Annotated in this window: 15 protein-coding genes; 10 read left to right on the top strand and 5 right to left on the bottom strand. The window is 66.6% G+C overall.

Translation table 11 applies throughout. The features are described from left to right. Nucleotides 1-16: 16 nt before the first annotated feature. From ACFQPB_RS20290 to ACFQPB_RS20250, 9 genes are all read left to right on the top strand, one after another. Nucleotides 17-1861: a TonB-dependent receptor domain-containing protein gene (locus ACFQPB_RS20290; RefSeq protein ID WP_382227265.1), complete on the top strand. Its 1845-nt coding sequence runs from the start codon at nucleotides 17-19 to the stop codon at nucleotides 1859-1861. Beyond that, the gene (locus ACFQPB_RS20285; protein WP_382227263.1) at nucleotides 1858-2694 is read left to right on the top strand and encodes an ABC transporter substrate-binding protein; all 837 of its coding nucleotides are present in this window, start codon (nucleotides 1858-1860) and stop codon (nucleotides 2692-2694) included. Before ACFQPB_RS20290 ends, ACFQPB_RS20285 begins: the two co-directional genes overlap by 4 nt. Nucleotides 2695-2888: 194 nt before the next feature. Continuing rightward, nucleotides 2889-3149: a DUF4212 domain-containing protein gene (locus ACFQPB_RS20280; RefSeq protein ID WP_382227260.1), complete on the top strand. Its 261-nt coding sequence runs from the start codon at nucleotides 2889-2891 to the stop codon at nucleotides 3147-3149. Nucleotides 3150-3152: 3 nt separating this feature from the next. After that, nucleotides 3153-4958, top strand: a complete 1806-nt coding sequence (locus tag ACFQPB_RS20275; protein WP_382227257.1) for a sodium:solute symporter family protein — start codon at nucleotides 3153-3155, stop codon at nucleotides 4956-4958. A 110-nt stretch (nucleotides 4959-5068) separates the two neighbouring features. Beyond that, the gene (locus tag ACFQPB_RS20270; protein ID WP_382227255.1) at nucleotides 5069-5443 is read left to right on the top strand and encodes a hypothetical protein; all 375 of its coding nucleotides are present in this window, start codon (nucleotides 5069-5071) and stop codon (nucleotides 5441-5443) included. 119 nt (nucleotides 5444-5562) lie between these two features. Then, complete coding sequence (locus ACFQPB_RS20265) at nucleotides 5563-5859, top strand: hypothetical protein (protein ID WP_382227253.1); 297 nt, start codon at nucleotides 5563-5565, stop codon at nucleotides 5857-5859. Nucleotides 5860-5862: 3 nt separating this feature from the next. Next, a complete protein-coding gene (locus tag ACFQPB_RS20260; RefSeq protein ID WP_382227250.1) occupies nucleotides 5863-8607 on the top strand; it encodes an ATP-binding protein in 2745 nt (914 codons plus the stop codon). Further along, complete coding sequence (locus ACFQPB_RS20255) at nucleotides 8604-8984, top strand: response regulator transcription factor (RefSeq protein ID WP_382227247.1); 381 nt, start codon at nucleotides 8604-8606, stop codon at nucleotides 8982-8984. The genes ACFQPB_RS20260 and ACFQPB_RS20255 overlap by 4 nt, the downstream gene beginning before the upstream one ends. Continuing rightward, nucleotides 8984-11149 (top strand): 3'-5' exonuclease, encoded by a 2166-nt coding sequence (locus ACFQPB_RS20250; protein ID WP_382227244.1) that lies wholly within the window; start codon nucleotides 8984-8986, stop codon nucleotides 11147-11149. Before ACFQPB_RS20255 ends, ACFQPB_RS20250 begins: the two co-directional genes overlap by 1 nt. 1 nt (nucleotide 11150) lies before the next feature. On the opposite strand, the gene ACFQPB_RS20245 is transcribed toward ACFQPB_RS20250, so the two are convergent. After that, nucleotides 11151-13010, bottom strand: a complete 1860-nt coding sequence (locus tag ACFQPB_RS20245; protein ID WP_382227241.1) for a putative nucleotidyltransferase substrate binding domain-containing protein — start codon at nucleotides 13008-13010, stop codon at nucleotides 11151-11153. Nucleotides 13011-13132: 122 nt separating this feature from the next. On the opposite strand from ACFQPB_RS20245, the gene ACFQPB_RS20240 reads away from it, so the two are divergent. Then, a complete protein-coding gene (locus ACFQPB_RS20240; protein WP_382227239.1) occupies nucleotides 13133-14083 on the top strand; it encodes a lytic transglycosylase domain-containing protein in 951 nt (316 codons plus the stop codon). Nucleotides 14084-14098: 15 nt separating this feature from the next. Here the strand turns inward: ACFQPB_RS20240 and ACFQPB_RS20235 are convergent, their stop codons facing one another. From ACFQPB_RS20235 to ACFQPB_RS20220, 4 genes are read right to left on the bottom strand one after another with little or no spacing between them, the layout of a single operon-like run. After that, on the bottom strand, nucleotides 14099-14704 hold the full coding sequence (locus ACFQPB_RS20235; protein WP_382227236.1) for a hypothetical protein: 606 nt from the start codon (nucleotides 14702-14704) through the stop codon (nucleotides 14099-14101). Nucleotides 14705-14740: 36 nt separating this feature from the next. Further along, a complete protein-coding gene (locus tag ACFQPB_RS20230; RefSeq protein ID WP_382227233.1) occupies nucleotides 14741-16066 on the bottom strand; it encodes a GGDEF domain-containing protein in 1326 nt (441 codons plus the stop codon). Then, nucleotides 16063-17013 carry an ABC transporter substrate-binding protein gene (locus ACFQPB_RS20225; RefSeq protein ID WP_382227230.1) on the bottom strand — a complete coding sequence of 317 codons (951 nt, stop codon included), beginning with the start codon at nucleotides 17011-17013 and terminating at the stop codon, nucleotides 16063-16065. Before ACFQPB_RS20225 ends, ACFQPB_RS20230 begins: the two co-directional genes overlap by 4 nt. Then, nucleotides 17014-18978, bottom strand: a complete 1965-nt coding sequence (locus ACFQPB_RS20220; RefSeq protein WP_382227227.1) for a TonB-dependent receptor plug domain-containing protein — start codon at nucleotides 18976-18978, stop codon at nucleotides 17014-17016. Between the last annotated feature and the right edge of the window lie 68 nt (nucleotides 18979-19046).

The raw sequence follows: 19046 nt of genomic DNA, 5'->3' as shown, positions 1-19046 counted from the left end.
ATCGATGGACACTCCCATGCGTTCCCGCACCCCCGGCGCCCCCCTTGCCGCGTTGCCCCTGGCCTTGACCCTGGTTTGGCCTACCAGCTCCGCCCATGCGCAGCAACAGATCGCGCAACTGCGCGAAACCGTGGTCACCGCCACGCGCGTGGCCCAACCCCTGATGGATGTCGTGGCCGACGTCACCGTGGTCGATCGCGAAGCCATCGAGCGCAGCGGCGCCGTGGGTCTGGCCGACGTGCTGGCGCGCCTGCCCGGCGTCGAGCTGGCCCGCACCGGCGGCCAGGCATCGGTCACGGGCGTGTTTGTGCGTGGGGCCGACCCGCGTTTCACCGCCGTCTTCATCGACGGCGTGCGGGTGGATTCGCAGTCCACTGGCGGCGTGACCTGGAACGCGCTGCCACTCGCGCAGATCGACCGCATCGAGCTGGTGCGTGGCCCGGCCGCCGCCGTGTACGGCTCCGATGCCGTGGGCGGCGTGTTGCAACTGTTCACCCGCAAGGGCGATACCGGTTTTGCACCCACCGCCTCGCTGGGCGTGGGCAGCCACGGCCTGGCCAGCGTCCAGCTGGGCCTCAGCGGCGGCAACGGCACGGTGGACTACGCCTTGTCGCTGGCGGGCGAACGCGCCAGTGGCTTCGATTCCCAACCCGGCGCCAACCCCGACAAGGACGGTCACCGCAACCGCTCGGCATCGGCACGCCTGGGCTGGCAGGTGGACGCGCGCCACCGGCTGGAAGCCACGGCCCTGACCAGCCATGTGAACAGCCAATACGACGGCTACATGCCCGACGTGGACGACCGCAGCGTGCACGACCTCAGCACCCTGGGTTTGAACTGGACGGCGCGTTGGTCCGACAGTTACCAGACGCGCGTGAGCAGCAGCCGCAGCCGCGACCGCTACGACAGCCTGCCCTTCAGCTTCCTCACCGCGACCGACATCACCAGTCACCTGTTCCACAACGAATGGCGCCTGGGCGCACAGGTGTTCACCGCCGCACTGGAGCGCCGTGAAGACGAGTTGGACAACAGCAGCACCACGCCCACCATTTCAGGCCGCCATCAGGACGCGCTGGCGCTGGGCTATGGCTGGAATGCCGGGGCGCACGCCTTGCAGCTCAACGCCCGCCACGACAAGGACAGCGAGTTTGGCAACAAGACCACGGGCAGTGCCGCCTACGCCTATGGCTTTGCGCCCGGCTGGCGCGCCACCGCCTCGGCGGGCACCTCGTTTCGCGCGCCCACGCTGTTCCAGCGCTTCAGCGTCTATGGCGTGCCCCATCTCAAACCGGAATCCGGGCGCAACCTGGAGGCCGGCCTGCGCTACGCCCACCAGAACACGCGTTATGGCGTGGTGGCCTATCGCAACACGGTGTCTGACTTGATTGACTACGTGTCTGGCCCAGGCCCTTGCCTCAACGGCCTGGGCGACTGGGCCGGCTGCTACGCCAACACCGCGCGTGCACGCTTCAGCGGCGTCACGCTGCAGGCGGCGCGCCGCGTGGGCGATTTCAATCTCAGCGCCTCGCTGGACCTGCAGAACCCGCGCAACCTCGACACAGGCAAACGCCTGGTGCGCCGCGCCCAGCGCCACGCCAGCCTGAGTGCCGACACCCGCAGCGGTGCATGGCAATGGGGTGCGGAGTGGAAGCTGTCGGGCCAGCGCTACAGCGACGTGGCCAACACCGAGCGCCTGGGCGGCTACGGGCTGGTGAATGTGCATGCCAGCCGGCCCTTGGGGCAGGATTGGTCGCTGCTGCTGCGTGTGGACAACGTGGGTGGCAAGGACCACCAGACCATACGCGGGTACGCCACGGCGGGCCGCACGTTCTACGCGGGCCTGAAGTGGGCACCGAAGTGACGCCACCCACGGCAAGGAAGCCGTTTGACCCGGCACAGCCCGGGCCGCAGCGCATCGTTTGCCTCACCGAAGAAACCACCGAGTGGCTCTACCTGCTGGGGCAGGAGGCCCGCATCGTCGGCATCTCGGGCTACACCGTGCGGCCGCGCCGCGCGCGCGAGGAAAAGCCCAAGGTCTCGGCCTTCCTCAGCGCCAAGATCGACAAGATTCTGGCGCTGGAGCCCGACTGCGTGTTGGGCTTCTCCGACCTGCAGGCCGACATTGCGTCGGCCCTGGTCCGGCACGGCGTGCAGGTCACGGTGTTCAACCAGCGCAGCGTGGAGGAGATTTTTTCCGTGCTCTACCAGGTGGCCGCCATGGTGGGGCAGGCCGAGCAAGGCTTGGCACGGCTGGCTGCCATGCGAGCCCGGCTGGACGCCATTGCCGCCGCCGCAGCGGCCTTGCCCAGGCGCCCGCGCATTTATTTCGAGGAATGGGACGAACCCCACATCAGCGCCATCCGATGGGTGTCCGAGCTGTTGACCTTGGCCGGCGGCGACGACTGTTTCCCCGAACTGGCAGCAAAGCCGCTGGGGAAAGACCGGATCATTGCCGACGGCCAGCACATCGTCGACCGCGCGCCCGACATCATCATCGGCTCGTGGTGCGGCAAAAAATTCCGACCCGAAAAGGTGGCCGCCCGTGCGGGCTGGGAGGGCGTGCCGGCGGTGCGCGATGGCCAACTGTTTGAAATCAAATCCGCCGACATCCTGCAACCAGGGCCGGCGGCACTCACCGACGGGGTGGAGCAACTCCACCAACGCGTGCTCAACTGGGCCCATCGCCACGGCTGATCCCGGGCCGTCCGCATGAGGGCCTCGGTGTTTACCCTGAATTTGTGAATTGATTGTCAAGCTTGTCAGGTTTGATCAGTTAACTGTAAGCAAGCGCCCCGACAGTCCGCTCGACCACGGTGCCGAGACAAGCGGAACCGGGTTTTTGGCGCAGCGGTTCGCCGCTGTATTTCCACCTAAAACGAGGAGACTTCATGAAGGATGACTCAAACAGTCAGGCCTACTGGAAAGCCACGCTGGGCCTCTTGACCAAAATCATGGTCATCTGGTTCGTGGTGTCGTTTGGCGCCGGCATCTTGTTTGCCGATGTGCTCAACAACATCAAGCTCGGCGGCTACCCACTGGGATTCTGGTTCGCACAACAGGGCTCCATCTACATCTTCATTGCGCTGATTTTTTATTACGCCAAGAAGATGGGCGACATCGACCGTCAGTTTGACGTGCACGAGGACTGAACCATGGATCTGCAAACCACCATTTACATCGTGGTCGGTCTGAGCTTCGCGCTCTACATCGGCATCGCGATTTGGGCACGCGCTGGCTCCACCAGCGAGTTCTACGCGGCCGGCGGCAACGTCGGCCCCAAACTGAACGGCATGGCCACAGCCGCAGACTGGATGTCGGCCGCGTCCTTCATCTCCATGGCCGGCCTCATTTCCAACATGGGCTACGGCGGCGCGCTGTTCCTCATGGGCTGGACCGGCGGCTACGTGATCTTGGCCATGTTGCTGGCGCCCTACCTGCGCAAGTTCGGCAAATTCACCGTGCCCCAGTTCATTGGCGACCGCTTCTACTCGAAGTCGGCCTCCACCGTGGCCGTGATCTGCCTGCTGACCGCCTCCATCACCTACATCATCGGTCAGATGACGGGTGTGGGCGTGGCCTTCTCGCGCTTCCTGGGCGTGAGCAGCGAAGTTGGCATCTACGTCGGTATGGCCATCGTGTTCCTGTACGCCGTGTTCGGCGGCATGAAGGGCATCACCTACACCCAGGTGGCGCAGTACATCGTGCTGATCCTGGCCTACACCATTCCGGCCATCTTCATCTCGCTGCAACTCACCGGCAACCCCTTGCCGCAGCTGGGTCTGGGCGCTGGTTTCTCTGGCACCGACACCACCCTGCTGGCCAAGCTGGACCAGGTCGTGACCGACCTCGGCTTTGGCAAATACACCACGCAGATGCCGGGCAGCATGTTGAACATGTTCATGTACACGCTGTCGCTGATGATCGGCACCGCCGGTCTGCCGCACGTCATCATGCGATTCTTCACCGTGCCCACGGTGAAGGATGCACGTTCGTCCGCTGGCTGGGCGCTGATCTTCATCGCCATCCTGTACACCACGGCTCCCGCTGTGGCCGCGATGGCCAAGCTGAACCTGCACGCCACCGTCAACACCGCCGTCAAATCCGGTGGTGACCTGTACGCGCCGGAAGCCAGCCTGAAGAACGAAGACCGTCCGGACTGGATGAAGCGCTGGGAAAAGACCGGCCTGCTGAAGTTCGAAGACAAGAACGGTGACGGCCGCATCCAGTACTACAACGACAAGACCGGCAACGCTGCTGCCAAGGCCAAGGCCGAAGCGGCTGGCTGGAAGGGCAACGAGCTGACGGTGAACGCCGACATCATCGTGATGGCCAACCCCGAAATCGCGTTGCTGCCCAACTGGGTGATTGCGCTGGTGGCGGCGGGTGGTCTCGCGGCAGCGCTGTCCACAGCAGCGGGTCTGTTGATGGCGATTTCGTCTGCCGTGTCCCACGACCTGGTGAAGGGCGTGTTTGCGCCCAACATCAGTGAGAAGAACGAGCTGCTGGCAGGCAAGATCGCCATGGCCGTGGCCATCGTGATCTCGGGCTGGCTGGGTCTGAACCCGCCGGGCTTCGCGGCCGGTACGGTGGCGCTGGCCTTCGGTATTGCCGCCTCGTCGCTGTTCCCCGCCATCATGATGGGCATCTTCTCCAAGAAGATGAACAAAGAAGGCGCCATGGCCGGCATGATCGCGGGCCTTCTGGTGACGCTGTTCTATGTGTTCGCACACAAGGGCATCTTCTTCATCAAGGGCACCGAGTTCGTCGGCCTGATCGGCGGCCCGAACAGCTTCTTCGGCATCACGCCGGAAGCCATCGGTGCGGTGGGCGCGATGGTGAACTTCGTCGTCGCTTTCCTGGTGGACAAAGTCACCAAGGAGCCGCCGGCCCACATCCAGGCCATGGTGGAGGCCGTGCGCATTCCGCGTGGCTCCAAGGCTGTGGACGGCGCTCACTGAGCACCCGCAGAACGCCCCTGTTCGCCTCGGCGGGCAGGGGCCACAATACAGGCCCTGCCGGCCGCGCTGGCAGGGCCTTTTCATTTCAATCCCGTCTGGAGTGACCTCCCATGGTTTTTGACATCAGTGTCGCCGTGACCTGGATCTTGTTCCTGGCGCTGTTTCCCATGGCGTTTTTCTGGTTGCGCCGTGCCTGGCGCATCCTGGTGCGCCGCGACTTTTCCGAAGTGGGTCTCAAGCATGGGGTGTCGCCGCCCAATGCCGCGCAGTTCGCGCCCTACGAGATGGCCATCAACCTCATCGCCGGCACCATAGCGGCGTCGGTCATCGTGTTGGTGGTGTTGGGGCAGCTCGACTACGAAACCTGGTCGGCCATCGCCGGCTCCACCATCTGGTGCAAGTTTTTCGCCAGTTTTGGTCTGTCGCGTCACGCACACGCCAAGGCCGCGCGCGAGGCCAAAGCCTTGCAAAGCGGCAAAGCTTGACGCCGGTCAAACGCGGCGGCTGACACACGCGCTGCGCGTAAGTGGCGGGTAAGTGCCTGCGGCACAATCGCCTGCAGAGGGTGGTGCCCGCGCACCTGAACCCCCACTAGGAGACTGCCGTGCTGGAGCGACTCGGTACCCAGCGCCTGCTGGCCCTGTTTGCGGCCGGGTGGCTGCTGTTCAACTTCCCTTTGCTGGCGCTGTGGGACCACGACGCCACGCTGTGGGGCCTGCCGCTGTTTCCGGTGGCCCTGTTTGGGCTGTGGGCGGCGCTGATTGTGGTGTTGGCCTGGGCGGTGGAGCAGGGCGCCAAGAGCCGATCAACCGCCGAGCGAACCGAAACCACCGCTGCGGCCACCACCGGACTCACCACTGGCCCCATTTCCGGCCCCACCACCGGCCCAGACAGCGACTGAACCATGTTGTCGCCCAGCCTGGTCATTGCCGCCTCGTTTGCTTACCTGCTGCTGCTGTTTGCGGTGGCCCACCTGGGTGACCGCCGCGCGGCCCAGGGCCGCTCGCTGATCGCCAACCCCTGGACCTATTCGCTCTCCATGGCGGTGTATTGCACCGCCTGGACCTATTTCGGCAGCGTGGGCCGCGCGGCCACGGGCGGCGTGTGGTTTCTGCCCATCTACCTCGGGCCCACCTTGGCCATGGTGCTGGGCTGGCTGGTGTTGCGCAAGATCGTGCGCATCGCGAAAACCTACCGCATCACCTCCATTGCCGATTTCATTGGCAGCCGCTACGGCAAAAGCCACCTGCTGGCCGGCCTGGTCACGCTGATCGCGCTGGTGGGCATCATTCCCTACATCGCGCTGCAGCTCAAAGCCATCTCGGCCGGTTATGCGCTGCTCACCTCGGGCAGCGCCAGCACGGCCGCCCCCCACTGGAGCAGCGACAGCACCTTCTACATCGCACTGGCGCTGGCGGGTTTCACGATGGTGTTTGGCGCGCGCCACCTCGACAACACCGAGCGCCACGAGGGTTTGGTGGCGGCCATCGCCTTCGAGTCGCTGGTCAAGCTGGTGGCGTTTCTGGCGGTGGGCCTGTTTGTGGTGTACGGGTTGTTTGACGGCCTGCATGACCTCTTTGCCCGCGCCCGCGCCGTGCCCGATGTGGCCCGCTTGCTGCGGCTGGAGCAGGGCACACCCTTTGCCTGGACCCAGTGGTTTGCGCTCACGCTGCTGTCCATGTTGTCGGTGCTGCTGCTGCCGCGCCAGTTTCAGGTGATGGTGGTGGAGAACGTGCACGAAAACCACCTGCGGCGCGCGGCCTGGGTGTTCCCGCTGTACCTGCTGCTGATCAACCTGTTTGTGTTGCCCATCGCGGTGGGTGGACTGTTGCACTTTGGCAGTGCCAGTGGGGCCGAGAACTTCGTGATGTCCTTGCCATTGGCCGCCGGGCAATCGGCGCTGGCGCTGTTCGTGTTCATCGGCGGGTTGTCGGCCGCCACCGGCATGGTGATTGTTGAAGCCATTGCCGTGTCCACCATGGTGTGCAACGAACTGGTGTTGCCCTGGCTGCTGCGCAGGCGCCACTTTCGCAACAGCGCCGGCGCCGACCTCACCCGGGTGCTGTTGGGCATACGCCGTGCCGCCATTTTGGGCATCTTGCTGTTGGGCTACGCGTACTTTCACATTGCTGGCGAGGCCTACGCGCTGGTCAGCATCGGCCTCATCAGCTTTGCCGCCGTGGCCCAGTTTGCGCCTGCGGTGCTGGGTGGCCTGTATTGGAAGGGGGGCACCCAGCGCGCCGCCTTGACCGGGCTGCTGGCCGGTTTTCTGATGTGGGGCTACACCTTGATGTTGCCGTCCATTGCCAAGTCGGGTTGGATGGACGACAGCTTCATCCAGCAGGGCGCCTGGGGTTTGGCCCTGTTGCGGCCCGAACAACTGTTCGGGTTGCAAGGCCTTGACAGCCTGACCCACGCGCTGTTCTGGAGCCTGCTGGTGAACACCGCAGCCTACGTGGGCGTGTCGCTGTGGCGCCCGCCTTCGGGCCAGGAGGCCAGCCAGGCCATGCTGTTTGTGGATGTGTTCCAACGCACAGCCAGCCGCGACCCGGTGTTCTGGCAGGGCCGCGCCAGCGTGGCCGACTTGAACAAGCTGTGCCAGCGGTTTCTGGGGGCCAGCCACACCACCCTGTTGTGGGCGCGGTACGCGCGCGAGCACGGGCTGCGCGATGCCGGTCAGTTGCAGGCAGACCCTCGGTTTGTGCACTTCGTTGAGACCCAGCTCGCGGGCGCCTTCGGCAGTGCGTCCGCGCGTGTGCTGGTGGCTTCGGTGGCCGAGGAAGAAGCCCTGTCGCCCGACGACGTGTTGCGCATCCTCGATGAAAGCTCGCAACTGCGCGCCTATTCGCGCGAGTTGGAGGACAAGTCGCGCTCGCTGGAGCGTGCCACCGAGGAATTGCGGCGCGCCAACGAGCAGCTCAAGAGCCTGGACCGCCTCAAGGACGACTTCATGTCCTCGGTGACACACGAGCTGCGCACGCCCCTGACATCCATACGCGCGCTGGCCGAACTCATGCGCGACGACGCCGAGATGGACGCCACCCAGCGGCAGCAGTTTGTGGCCATCATCGTCGGTGAGACCGAGCGCCTCTCGCGCCTGGTCAACCAGGTGCTGGACATGGCCAAGATCGAGTCGGGCCACGCCGAATGGCACAACAGCCCGGTGGACATGTGTGTGCTGATCGAGCAGGCCACCAGCACCACGGCCGAGCTGTTCCGCGAGCGCCAGTGTCGGCTCACGCTGGACATGCCGGACCAGGTGCCGCCGCTGCTCGCTGACCCCGACCGCCTCACCCAGGTGCTGCTCAACCTGCTCTCCAACGCCGCCAAGTTTGTGCCGGTGCCGGGTGGTGAGGTGGTGCTGAGCCTGGTCAGCGACGAACAAGGTCTCACGGTGCGGGTGCAAGACAACGGGCCTGGCGTGCCAGCGGCGCAACAAGGCCTGATTTTCGAGAAATTCCGCCAGGGAGGCGATGCGGCCAACCGCCCGCAGGGCACCGGCCTGGGCCTGCCCATCAGCCGCCAGATCATCGAACACTTCGGGGGGCGCCTGTGGTTGGCGCCCAGCGCGACAGGCGCCTGCTTCTGCTTCAGCCTGCCCTGGTCGCGTCAAGACAACAACGTTCCAGTGGAGGGAGACACACCATGAACACAAGCCACAAAATTCTGATCGCCGACGACGAGCCCAACATCGTCATTTCGCTGGAGTACCTGCTCAAACGCGAGGGCTACCAGGTGCTGGTGGCACGCGACGGCCAGGAAGCGTTGGACACCATCGCGCGCGAGCACCCCGATCTGGTGCTGCTGGACGTGATGATGCCGCACAAGACCGGCTTCGAGGTCTGCCAGGCGGTGCGCACCACGCCCGGCATCGAGGCCACCCCCATCCTGATGTTGACCGCACGCGGCCGCGAAACCGACGTGGCCAAAGGCATGGCGCTGGGTGCCAACGCCTACATGACCAAACCGTTCTCCACCCGCGAGCTGGTGTTGAAGGTGGCTGAGATGCTGGGGGCGGCAGGATGATGAGGCGCGAGAAAGGCCTGTGGGGCATGGTGGCGGCCGGCGCCTTGGCGCTGGGCGCCTGGTTGCTGCTCACGCTGGGCATGTTGTGGTCCACACTGGAGCCACAGGAACAAACCCAGGTGGCCGATCTGCTCGGGCCGCGCGCCGCCTTGCTGTTCATGGCCTGGGTGCTGGGGGCCATCGGCTGGTGGGCGTTCTGGCAGCGCGTGCACAAACGCCACGTGGGCGCCCCACAGCGGCTGGCGGAACAGGTGCGCGGCATGTTGGGAGGCGCGTCCAGCAAACGGCTGGCGGTGCAGGGCGAGGCCGGCATGGCCGCGCTGGTGGCTGCCATCAACGCACTGGCCGACCAGCGCGAGGCCTTGCGGGGCGACGTGGCGGCTCAGATCGAGCAGGCCAGCCAGGGCGTGCAGCAGGAAAAAAACCGGCTGGCCGCGCTGATGGCCGAACTCACGCAAAGCGTGGTGGTGTGCAACCTGGACGGTCGCATCCTGCTCTACAACAACCGCGCGCGGCTGCAGTTCCGTGCGCTGTCGCAGGCTCCCACGCTGGCCGGTGGTGCCGAGCTGGTGGGCATTGGCCGGTCCATCTACGCGGTGTTCGACCGCGAGCTGGTGGCCCACGCGCTGGAACGCATTCAGGAGCGGCGCGCCCGGGGCGCCGCCCACCCCTCGGCCCAGTTCATCACCACCACCCGATCGGGGCAGCTGCTCAAAGTGCAGATGGCGCCGGTGGGGCAGGTGGGCAGCGATGACGCACAAGCGCCGTTGGCCGGATTTGTGCTCATGCTGGACAACGTCACGCGCCACTTTGAGGACGAGGCCCAACGCGACCAGACCCTGCAGGCACTCACCGACGGCAGCCGTTCGGCCTTGGCCAACATCCAGGCGGCGGTGGACATGCTGGGCTTTGATGACCTGGAGCCCACGATGCGCGAGCGTTTTCTGGCCGTGGTGCGCGACGAGGTGCGCACGCTGACCACCCGGCTGAACGACAGCACGCAGCGCGCGGCCGAGGGCCTGAAAACACGCTGGCCGATGGAGGAAATGCTGGCCGCCGATTTTGTGGTCGCGGCACAGCGGCGCATAGAGGCGCATTGTGGTTTCAAGGTGGTGGTTGACGAGGTGGAAGCGGGCCTCTGGCTGCGGGTGGACAGCTTCATCTTGCTGCAGGCGCTGGCCTATTTGTCGCAGCGACTGCGCGACGAGTTTGCCTTGCCCTTTGTGGCCCTGCGTGTGGCGGCGGCCGGTGGGCGTGCTCAGCTCGACCTCATCTGGAACGGCTCGGCCATGAGCACCGAAACCGTGATGAGCTGGGAAATGGACCCGATGCGACTGGGCGCCAAGCACCTGCCCCTGAGCGTGCGCGACGTGCTGGACCGCCACAGCGGCGAAATGTGGTTTGAGCGTGATCGCGCCCGCGCGCAGGCCTTCTTCCGTTTTCTTCTGCCGCAGGCCAGCGCCCAGGACGGCGCGGAGCAGGTGGCGCTGGCCCAGCTGGAAAGCCGGCCCGAGTACTACGATTTCGACCTGTTCAGCGTGCGTGGCATCGCCAGCGATCTGGACGACGTGCCACTGACCGAGCTGACCTACACGGTGTTCGACACCGAAACCACGGGCCTGAACCCGTCTGGTGGCGACGAGATCATCCAGATCGGGGCCACGCGCATCGTCAACGGCAAGCTGCTGCGGCAGGAGAGCTTCGAGCAACTGGTCCACCCCGGGCGCGCCATACCGTCGGCGTCCATTCCCATCCACGGCATCACCGACGACATGGTGCGCGACCAGCCGGCCATCACCGCCGTGTTGCCCGCCTTCCACGCCTTTGCGCAAGACACCGTGCTGGTGGCACACAACGCGGCCTTCGACATGAAGTTTCTGCAACTGCTGGAGCGCCGAACCGGCCTGAGTTTCCGCCAGCCCGTGCTGGACACCTTGTTGTTGTCGGCGGTGGCGCAGCCCAGCCAGGAATCGCACCGCCTGGAAGCGATTGCCGAGCGTTTTGACATCACCGTGTTGGGCCGCCACACCGCACTGGGCGACGCCCTGGTGACCGCCGAGGTGCTGTTGCGTCTGCTGCCCTTGCTGCGGCAGCAGGGCATACACACCTTGCGTCAGGCGCGCGAAGCGGCTGAAAAAACCTACTACGCGCGGTTGAAGTACTGACTCAGAACCGCCCGCCCTGGTAGCGTTGGCCCAGCACGCTTTGCAGCTGTTGCACCACGCCAAAGGCCGACTTCAGGTGGGCGCGCTCGACGTTGCTGAGCTCGTCGGGTCGCAAAAAGTTGTCGGGCGGCTGGCCGCGTTCGATCTGTCGCGCCTGGTGGGCGATGCGGATTTTTCCGAGTGATTCCAGAGCGTCACGCAGATCGCGCGCGCTGTCCTCGCTCACCTCGCCGGCGTGGGCAGCCTGCTCCAGCCGGTCGTGGGTGTTGACGGCGTCCAGCCCGCCGGCCAGCGCGTACACGCGCGCGAGGTCCACGATGGGCACGATGCCCGTGTGTTTGAGGTCGATGGTGCCGCTGTGTTCGCCGCCCCGTGTGGGGGCAATCTGGCCGAACAGGCCCAGGGGCGGTCGGTGCTTCAACGCGTTGCCCACCATGTGCGCCAGAAACAGGGTATTGCCCCGCGTTTCGGCCAGCACCTGCCGGCGCAGGCCGTCGAGCAGGGTGGTGTTGCCATGCACGGCGCGCAGGTCGAAGAACACACAGGTCAGCATCAGCGCCTTGGGGTCGGGCTGCGCCACCCATTGGCGGAAGTAGCGCCGCCAACGCGACAGGGGCTGTCGCCACTGATCGGTCATGGCCATCATTTCACCGGGGCAGTGCACATAGCCACAAGCGTCCAGGCCGTCACAGACAAACTTGGACAAGGCTCGGAAGTAGTCGCCGTGCTGCGCGTCGTCGTAGCTGTCGTCCAGCACCAGGCAGTTGTCCTGGTCGCTTTTGGCAGTCTGTTCGCTGCGTGCCTGCGAACCCGCCGCCACCCACACGTAGTCCACCGGCGCGGGGCCCAGCTCGGCTTCGGCCAGGTGGATCAGCCGGGTGGTCAGCGCATCGGTGATGGTGGTGACGATGTGGCCCGTGCTGTAGGCGCTGGCGTCGGCGGCGGCCAGGTGGCGCTGCAGGCGTTTGACGCGTGCACTCACCGCTGCCAGGCCGGTGATGGTGGTCTGCTTGTAGATGTCGCTGGCCAGGTAAACGGCCGACGTGCTGTGTTGTTCGGTCAGGTCGGTGGCGGTGACCATGCCCAGGATGCGCTGGCCATCCATCACCGGCAGGTGGTGGATGTTGTGGCGGGCCATCAGTTGCAGCGCCTCAAAGGCGGGGCTGCGGGCTTGTACGGTCAGCGGGGCCAGCGTGGCGATGTCGGCCACCGGGCGCTCGATGTCCAGGCCCTGCGCCACCACACGGTTGCGCAGGTCGCGGTCGGTGACGATGCCAAACAGCAGGTCTTGTTCGATCAGCAGCACGGAGGAGGCGCGCTGTGTGGCCATGATGGTGGCCACCTCGCGAATGGTGGCGGTGGGGGGCGCCACGATGGGCTCGCGCTTGAGCAGGCTGCGCATGGGCGTGGCCAGCAGGTTCATGGCCGGGTCGTTGTGCACCCGCTCCAGCCCCGGGCCGCCCACAACGGGGGGCAATGTGCCCAGCTGGCTGGCCAGGGCCGGCGCCTGGGCGCTGGCGGCCACCAGGGTCGCCAGTGGCAGGGCCACCAGGGTGGCGTCCTGCAAGGCCACCAATTGGGCTTGTTGTTGCACCGCTGGGCTGCTCACACCGGCGCCCACCCAGTCGCCCGCCTGCAAGTTCACCTGCCAGCCTTGTTCTGTGTCTTCCAGGCGGGCGTGGCCCTGGGCCACCAGCCACAGCTGCTCGGCCAATTGGCCGGGCGTGGCCACCAAGTCACCGTCGGCAAACGTCGTCAGTGTGGCCTCGCCGGCCAGCGTCTCCAGCGCCGCCGCCGCCAGTTGACCCAGCACCCGGTGCTGTTGCAGGACGGACAGGGGGGAGGGCAGGGTGCTGGTCATGGCTGTCGTCCATTGTGTCAGAGCGTGCGGCGGGTCCAGCGCGCCCGTCACAACCCGTTTGATGTGGGTCAATGCGGACTGATCGAACTGACAAGCCGCCCGCGAAGACCGACAATCGCGCCATGAGTGTTCGTTGGTCTGTTCGTTTGAAGTGGCGCGCCGCGTGGGCGCTGGTGTGTGCACTCGGCCTGTCGGGCGGCGTGGCTGCCTCGGTGCGCCCCGGCATGCCCGCCGATCCCCCACCCGACTGGACGGAAGATGCGCCAGTGCTCTCGCGCCTGCTCGAACAGGCTTATGCCGCCCAGGTGGCCGGCTGGCTGTCCGAGGCCGCCGACCGCTACTGCCAGGCCGCCCGGCTGGGCCAGCTGGACGCCCAATACCGGCTGGGCCGCATGTTGGCCGACAGCCCAGACGCCACACAGCGCGCGCAAGGCCATGCCTCGCTCGCACTCGCGGCCCAGCGTGGGCACGAACAGGCAACCCGTGTGCTGTTGGAACTGCAGGCGGCGGCGACCGCCTCCGGCACCCCGCTGCCCATGGGCGACCCGCCTGGCTGCCAGCTCACCGGCGAGGCGCTGGCGCTGGCGCTGCCCGCCGCAGCAGAACCCGCCGAGGTGGTGCCCCACGAGGTGGTGGAGCGCTACGTGTTGGCGCTGCCGGGCGACAAACGCCGCCATGCTCAGCTGATCCAGCACCTGGCGCCCCGATTTGCGGTGGACCCACGTTTTGCACTCGCCATTGCCCGCGCCGAGTCCAACTTCGACGCCGAGGCGGTGTCGCCCAAAAATGCGCAGGGCCTGATGCAGCTGATTCCCGACACCGCCGAGCGTTTTGGCGTGCGCAACATCCGCGACCCGGAGCAGAACGTGCGGGGCGGGCTGGCCTACCTCAAATGGCTGCTGGCGCGCTTTGACGGTGACGTGGCACTGACGTCTGCCGCCTACAACGCCGGCGAACGCGCGGTGGAGCGCCACGGTGGGGTGCCGCCTTACCAAGAAACCCAGGCCTATGTGAAGCGCATCTTGCGCTTTTACCGCTCCGAACTGCACCACGCCCCTGGCCGCACACGCTGAGCCGAGGTCGGCCCATCAGCGCCCGCTGGTCAAGCGCACGTAGGCCTCGCGGGTGGGGGCCGACACGGCGGCCAGCACCTGGTCGTGGCGGGTTTTGTGGCGCGTGACCAGCCGCGCCGAGGCCACCAGCCTGGATTGGCAGTACCAGTGGCAGGTGTGCTGCATCAGCATGAGTTCGGCGGTCATGGTGAAGGCGCGTTGTTTGTGGCTCCAAGCGTGCTGGGCGCGCACAAACGCCACACCACGCGCATGGATGGCCAGGGCCTCGCGCAGATCAAAACACAGTTGGGGCAACCACTCTTCCACGCGCGGCACGGCCATGGGCACGCGGCTGATGCGGGCCTGCGCGGCGGGCATCGCGCGCACCGAATCGGCCAGGCGGCCCATCTGTATCTCGGTTTCCGCCTCGGCGGTTTCCAACACGCCCCAAACCTGCTGCTGGCGCTGCGCATCGCTTTCGCCCAGCGCCCGCAGGTAGCCCTCCATCAAGGTGCTCATCAGCATTTCAATGCGCAGCGGGCTGAGGTGTTGCGACAGCCTGGCAATGCGTTGCCGGTGGGACGTGCGGTTGGCCAGGCGCCACAGGATGCCGAAGATCACCAGCAGGGAGAGAATTTCCATGAGAACGGATCAGGTGAGGAAGACGCGGGGCCGCCGTCAGACACCAGGCGGGTTGGCCAGCAGCACGCGGTTGCGGCCTTGCCGTTTGGCCTCGTAGAGGGCTGCATCGGCCCGGGCCATCAGGCTTTCCAGGCTCAGTTCCTGGGCCTGGAATTCGGCAACGCCAAAACTGGCGGTGAAGTGTAGCGGCTGGCCGCGCACATGGATCTGGCTGTTGGCCACCGCTTCACGCATGCGCTCGGCCACGCGTGCGGCCTGTTCGGCGTTGCTGTTGGGCAGCAACACGGCAAACTCCTCGCCGCCGATGCGGCCGATCATGTCGTTCTCGCGCAGCTCGCGCGCCAGCAACTGCGCAAAGTGCAGCAACACGGCGTCGCCGGTGGCGTGGCCGTGGGTGTCGTTGATGGTTTTGAAGTGGTCGATGTCGATCATCAGCAGCGACAGCGGGTGTTGGTAGCGCATGCTGCGCTGTATTTCGGTGTGGGCCTGTTCGGTGAAGCCGCGCCGGCCCAGCACCTGGGTCAGCGCATCCAGCCGAGCCGCCCGTTCGGCCGCTTCTTTCTGTTCGCGCAGTTCCCGCGTGGCCAGTTCCACCTGTTGGCGCAGTTCCTGTTGGGTCATGGCCACCTGTTGTGCCATCTCGTTCACCCCCTGGGCCAGGCCAGACAACGCGCCACAGTGCTGGGGGTTGGTTCGGGCATCGAGCGATCCGCTCGCAATGCGTTGCACCACCAGGCTGATCTGCCCGATGGGCCGGGTGACACGGCTGGCGATGGCGGTGGACAACAGCGTGGCCAGCAACATGGCCCCCAGCGTGGCCGCCAGCGCCCACGCCAACAATTCGCTGCGGCGGCGCTCCAGGCTTTCCAGGCCAAACTGCATCAGCACAAAACCACGCGGCGTGGTGGCGTCGGGCTGGGGCAGGCCCAGGCCGGTGGTTTCCTGGAACAGGTCCACCCGGGCGGCGGGCGAGCCTTCGATGGGCACCAGCACGGTGAGCCGTTCGCCGCTGATCTCCAGCTGGACACGCGCCTCCAACGGCAGCAGGCCACCTTGCAAGGTGCCCGCGCTCACCAACAGGCGGCCATCGCGGTCAAACACCTTTACCGCCCGCAACTGGCTGTCGCCCTTGTGGCTGGCTTCCACCAGGCGCTGCAGGGTCTCAATGTCGTTGGCAAACAGCGGAAATTCCGCCGCTCCAGCCAGCTGGGTGGCGGCCACGCGTGCGCGCTCCTGCCAGGCTTCGGTCAGGTCCTCGGCGTAGCGGCTCAGGAACACCCACAACAAGGCCACCACCACCAGCACGGTGGGCAGGGCGGCGGCCAACCACAGGCGGGCGCGTATGCCGGGCTTGCTGCTCATGGTTTGCCCTCGCTGCGCTGCAGGGTTTGTGTCAGGCTGCCCGCGTCGGGCAAGACCAGGCCCAGCGAGCGCGCGACCTGGTCGTTGAGCCCCACGGTCCACAGCCGCGATGGGCTGGCCGCAGGCACCCGGCGTTCCGTCAGCACCCGGCGCGCCAGTTGGGCGATTTCACGGCCGGCCTGCTGGGGCTCGGTGTGCAGTGCCAGCATGGCGCCGGCACGCACGTGGGTGGCGGCGTAGCCCAACACCGGCACCCGCTGGCGGTAGGCGGCGATCAGCATGTTGTTGAGGCTGGTGGGGGTGAACACGGCGTTGTCTGGCAGGGCCAGAAACACGTCCGCATCGCCCAGCACCTGGCTCAGGGTCGGAAACAGTTCGGTGTCGGTGAGTTCGGCTTCGGCCAGCACCAGTCCGCGCTCGGCAGCCGCACGCTGCAACTGCGGGCGCCAGCGCCGCGAGCTGGGGCCCCACAACACGCCCACCCGTTTGTGGGTGGGCAGCGCCAGCCGGATGAGATCGAGGTGGCGCTCCACACTGGGGTCCAGCCACACACCGGTGACTTGTGCGGCCGTGCGCTGCGTCTGGGCCTCGTAGCTGGCGCGTGGCAGCAGGCCGGCCACCACCGGCACGCGGGCCATCGTGGGCTCGGCCGCCGCGCGACTCAGCACCGAGGCCAGCGCTGCACTGCCCAGGGTGATCACCAGTGGCGGTGGGCTTTCTGCGGAAGTCGCCGGCAACTGGCTGGGGTTGAACACACGCACAGTTTTGCCGACCAAGCCTTCGCGCAGCGCGGCCAGGGCCTCACCGTAGGCGCCGGCTTGATCGGGGGCTACCAGCCAAAGAGAGGGTGGGGCGCTTTGTGCCCAGGCACCGGCTGCGAGCCAAGCGCTCAGCCCTGCACCCAACAGGGTGCGTCGCGGGGTCAGCAAGGTGGCTTGTTTCGGCACTCAGAACTCGGCGTCCAGGCTGGCATAGACTTGGCGGCGCGACATCGGGCTGGCAAACCGGGACTCGAACAAGGGCTGCGCACCGTTGAGGTGGCGCACGGTCAACGCGGCGCGGACTTGTGTGCCGCCCACCCGCATGGGGTAGGACAGGTGCAGATCGGCTTGTCGCAAGGGTGCCGGCATGAGGCCCACGCCCAGCCAGCTCATGGCGCGCCGTTCGGTCAGCAACAGCCCGAGCTTCAGGCGGTTGGGCCACTGCTGAAACAGCGCCAGCGTGGTGGACCGCTGCGGTGGCATGCCCACCGAGGCGTTGGGCCAATGCACCCGGGTGAAGGCCTGGCCCAGCCACACCTCGGTTTGTGGGCTGGGTGCCCAGCGCCACTGGTACTCCAGGCCTGACAGCTTGGGGCCTGGCGTGTTGCTGTAGTCCGTCACCACCGAGCCGGTGTAGAGCAGGGGGGTGGGCAGGCGGTAGTTGGTGCTGCGTATGTAGCCGTCCATGCGTTCGCGGAACACGCGCACGTCCACCGTCATGCGCAGCGCGCGCAGGTTGCCGAAGTAGCCCAGTTCGTGGCTGAGCATGCGTTCGGGCTGCACCTGGCCCGTGGCCGCAAAGGTGCGGCCCACGGTTTCGCCACCCAGGTCGTAGCGCACGTCGCCAGCCAGCTCGAACAGCGAAGGCGTGCGCAGCGAGCGGTTGATGCCGGCGCGCAGGGTGTGGTCGTCCCCCAGCTGGTGGTTGACCATGAGCCGGGGTGTGGCGAAGCCGCCGGTCCAGCTGTGGTGGCCCAGGAACAGACCACCGTTGACCGTCCAGGCGGGTGCGGGTCGCCACTCGAGGTTGCCAAACAGGCGCGACTCTCGGAAGGACAGGGCGTCGTCGCGGTAGTACAGCGGGCGTGATTGCGCCGCTTCGTAGCGCAGGCCCACCCCCCACACCAGCCGCAGTTCGGGCGACAGGCTGCGCTGGTGCTGCAGTTCGGCGTCGAGCCGGCGCCCCACGCCACTGAAATCCACCACGATGCCGGGCACGGGCTCGTAGTCGTAGCGGTCGCGCAGCGATTCGCGGGTGGCGCTCAGCGAGAGTTTGAGCTGTTCGGTGTCGGACAGCTGGCGGCGCCAGACACCGTGTACATGCCAGTCGCGCCACTGCAGCGTGCGTGCGGGGTTGCCCACGTCGCCCGCGTAGCCATCGCCGGCCCGCAAGGCACTCAGACCGGCGTCGATTTCGACTTCGTTGCTGGTGTCGGGTGAGGCATCCACCCGCAGGCGCAGCTGGTTGAGCTGGCGGTTGTCGAACAGACCACGCAAGCCATCGTCGCTGCGCCGCAGCGCGCTGAGGCGGTAGCTCAGGTCCTGGTCGCCCAGGCCGAGGCTGACGCGGCCGTCGCGCACGCCACCCGCGCCCACACGCACGCTGGCCGAGCCGCCCAGCGTGTCAGCCGTGTGGCGGGTGACGATGTTGATGACGCCAAACATGGCGTTGGCGCCATAGGCCGCCGAGTTGGCGCCGCGCAGCACCTCCACGCGTTCGACCTCCTGCGGATCCACCGACATCAGCCCGCGCGACGTGCCGCCAAAGTAATACGAGGAATAGGCTGGCCTGCCGTCGATCAGCAACAGGTTGCGGATGCCGAATTCGTCCAGCGGCGCGTGGTAAACCGCGATCGGGTTGGCGCCGTTGTAGCCGCTCACAAAGTAACCGGGCACCAGGCGCAGCAGCTCGGCCATGTCGCGCACCTGCAGGGCTTCGATGGTCTTGCGGTCGATCACCGTCACCGCACCGGGCGTCTCCCTGATGGGCTGGGCCAGGCGGCTGACGGTCAACACCACGGGCAAGGTGTCGAAATAGTCCTGCTCCGACAGCTCACCCTGTGCCTGCGCGGCCGGGGCCAACAGACCGACGGCGGCGGCCAGCCAGAAGCTCAAGCGTGGTGTGGGGGTGGGCAAGGGGCGGGCGCGCATATTGTTAATAAATCATAACCTTGCCCCGGCGCCGCACCCATGCCGCCGCAACCCTTAACGCGTTCGCA

It is taken from the genome of Hydrogenophaga atypica (assembly GCF_042665215.1).
Taxonomy (GTDB): domain Bacteria; phylum Pseudomonadota; class Gammaproteobacteria; order Burkholderiales; family Burkholderiaceae_C; genus Hydrogenophaga; species Hydrogenophaga defluvii_A.
Note: the sequence above shows the minus strand (reverse complement) of the source record. Positions and strands in the feature narration are given on the sequence as shown.

Bases quoted from the DNA above. Each gene is read 5' to 3' on its own strand.
- ACFQPB_RS20290 (WP_382227265.1), top strand. From the start codon at position 17: ATGCGTTCCCGCACCCCCGGCGCCCCCCTTGCCGCGTTGCCCCTGGCC.
- ACFQPB_RS20245 (WP_382227241.1), bottom strand. From the start codon at position 13,010: ATGACCAGCACCCTGCCCTCCCCCCTGTCCGTCCTGCAACAGCACCGG.
- ACFQPB_RS20275 (WP_382227257.1), top strand. From the start codon at position 3,153: ATGGATCTGCAAACCACCATTTACATCGTGGTCGGTCTGAGCTTCGCG.
- ACFQPB_RS20240 (WP_382227239.1), top strand. From the start codon at position 13,133: ATGAGTGTTCGTTGGTCTGTTCGTTTGAAGTGGCGCGCCGCGTGGGCG.
- ACFQPB_RS20250 (WP_382227244.1), top strand. From the start codon at position 8,984: ATGAGGCGCGAGAAAGGCCTGTGGGGCATGGTGGCGGCCGGCGCCTTG.
- ACFQPB_RS20220 (WP_382227227.1), bottom strand. From the start codon at position 18,978: ATGCGCGCCCGCCCCTTGCCCACCCCCACACCACGCTTGAGCTTCTGG.
- ACFQPB_RS20280 (WP_382227260.1), top strand. From the start codon at position 2,889: ATGAAGGATGACTCAAACAGTCAGGCCTACTGGAAAGCCACGCTGGGC.
- ACFQPB_RS20255 (WP_382227247.1), top strand. From the start codon at position 8,604: ATGAACACAAGCCACAAAATTCTGATCGCCGACGACGAGCCCAACATC.
- ACFQPB_RS20270 (WP_382227255.1), top strand. From the start codon at position 5,069: ATGGTTTTTGACATCAGTGTCGCCGTGACCTGGATCTTGTTCCTGGCG.
- ACFQPB_RS20235 (WP_382227236.1), bottom strand. From the start codon at position 14,704: ATGGAAATTCTCTCCCTGCTGGTGATCTTCGGCATCCTGTGGCGCCTG.
- ACFQPB_RS20260 (WP_382227250.1), top strand. From the start codon at position 5,863: ATGTTGTCGCCCAGCCTGGTCATTGCCGCCTCGTTTGCTTACCTGCTG.
- ACFQPB_RS20230 (WP_382227233.1), bottom strand. From the start codon at position 16,066: ATGAGCAGCAAGCCCGGCATACGCGCCCGCCTGTGGTTGGCCGCCGCC.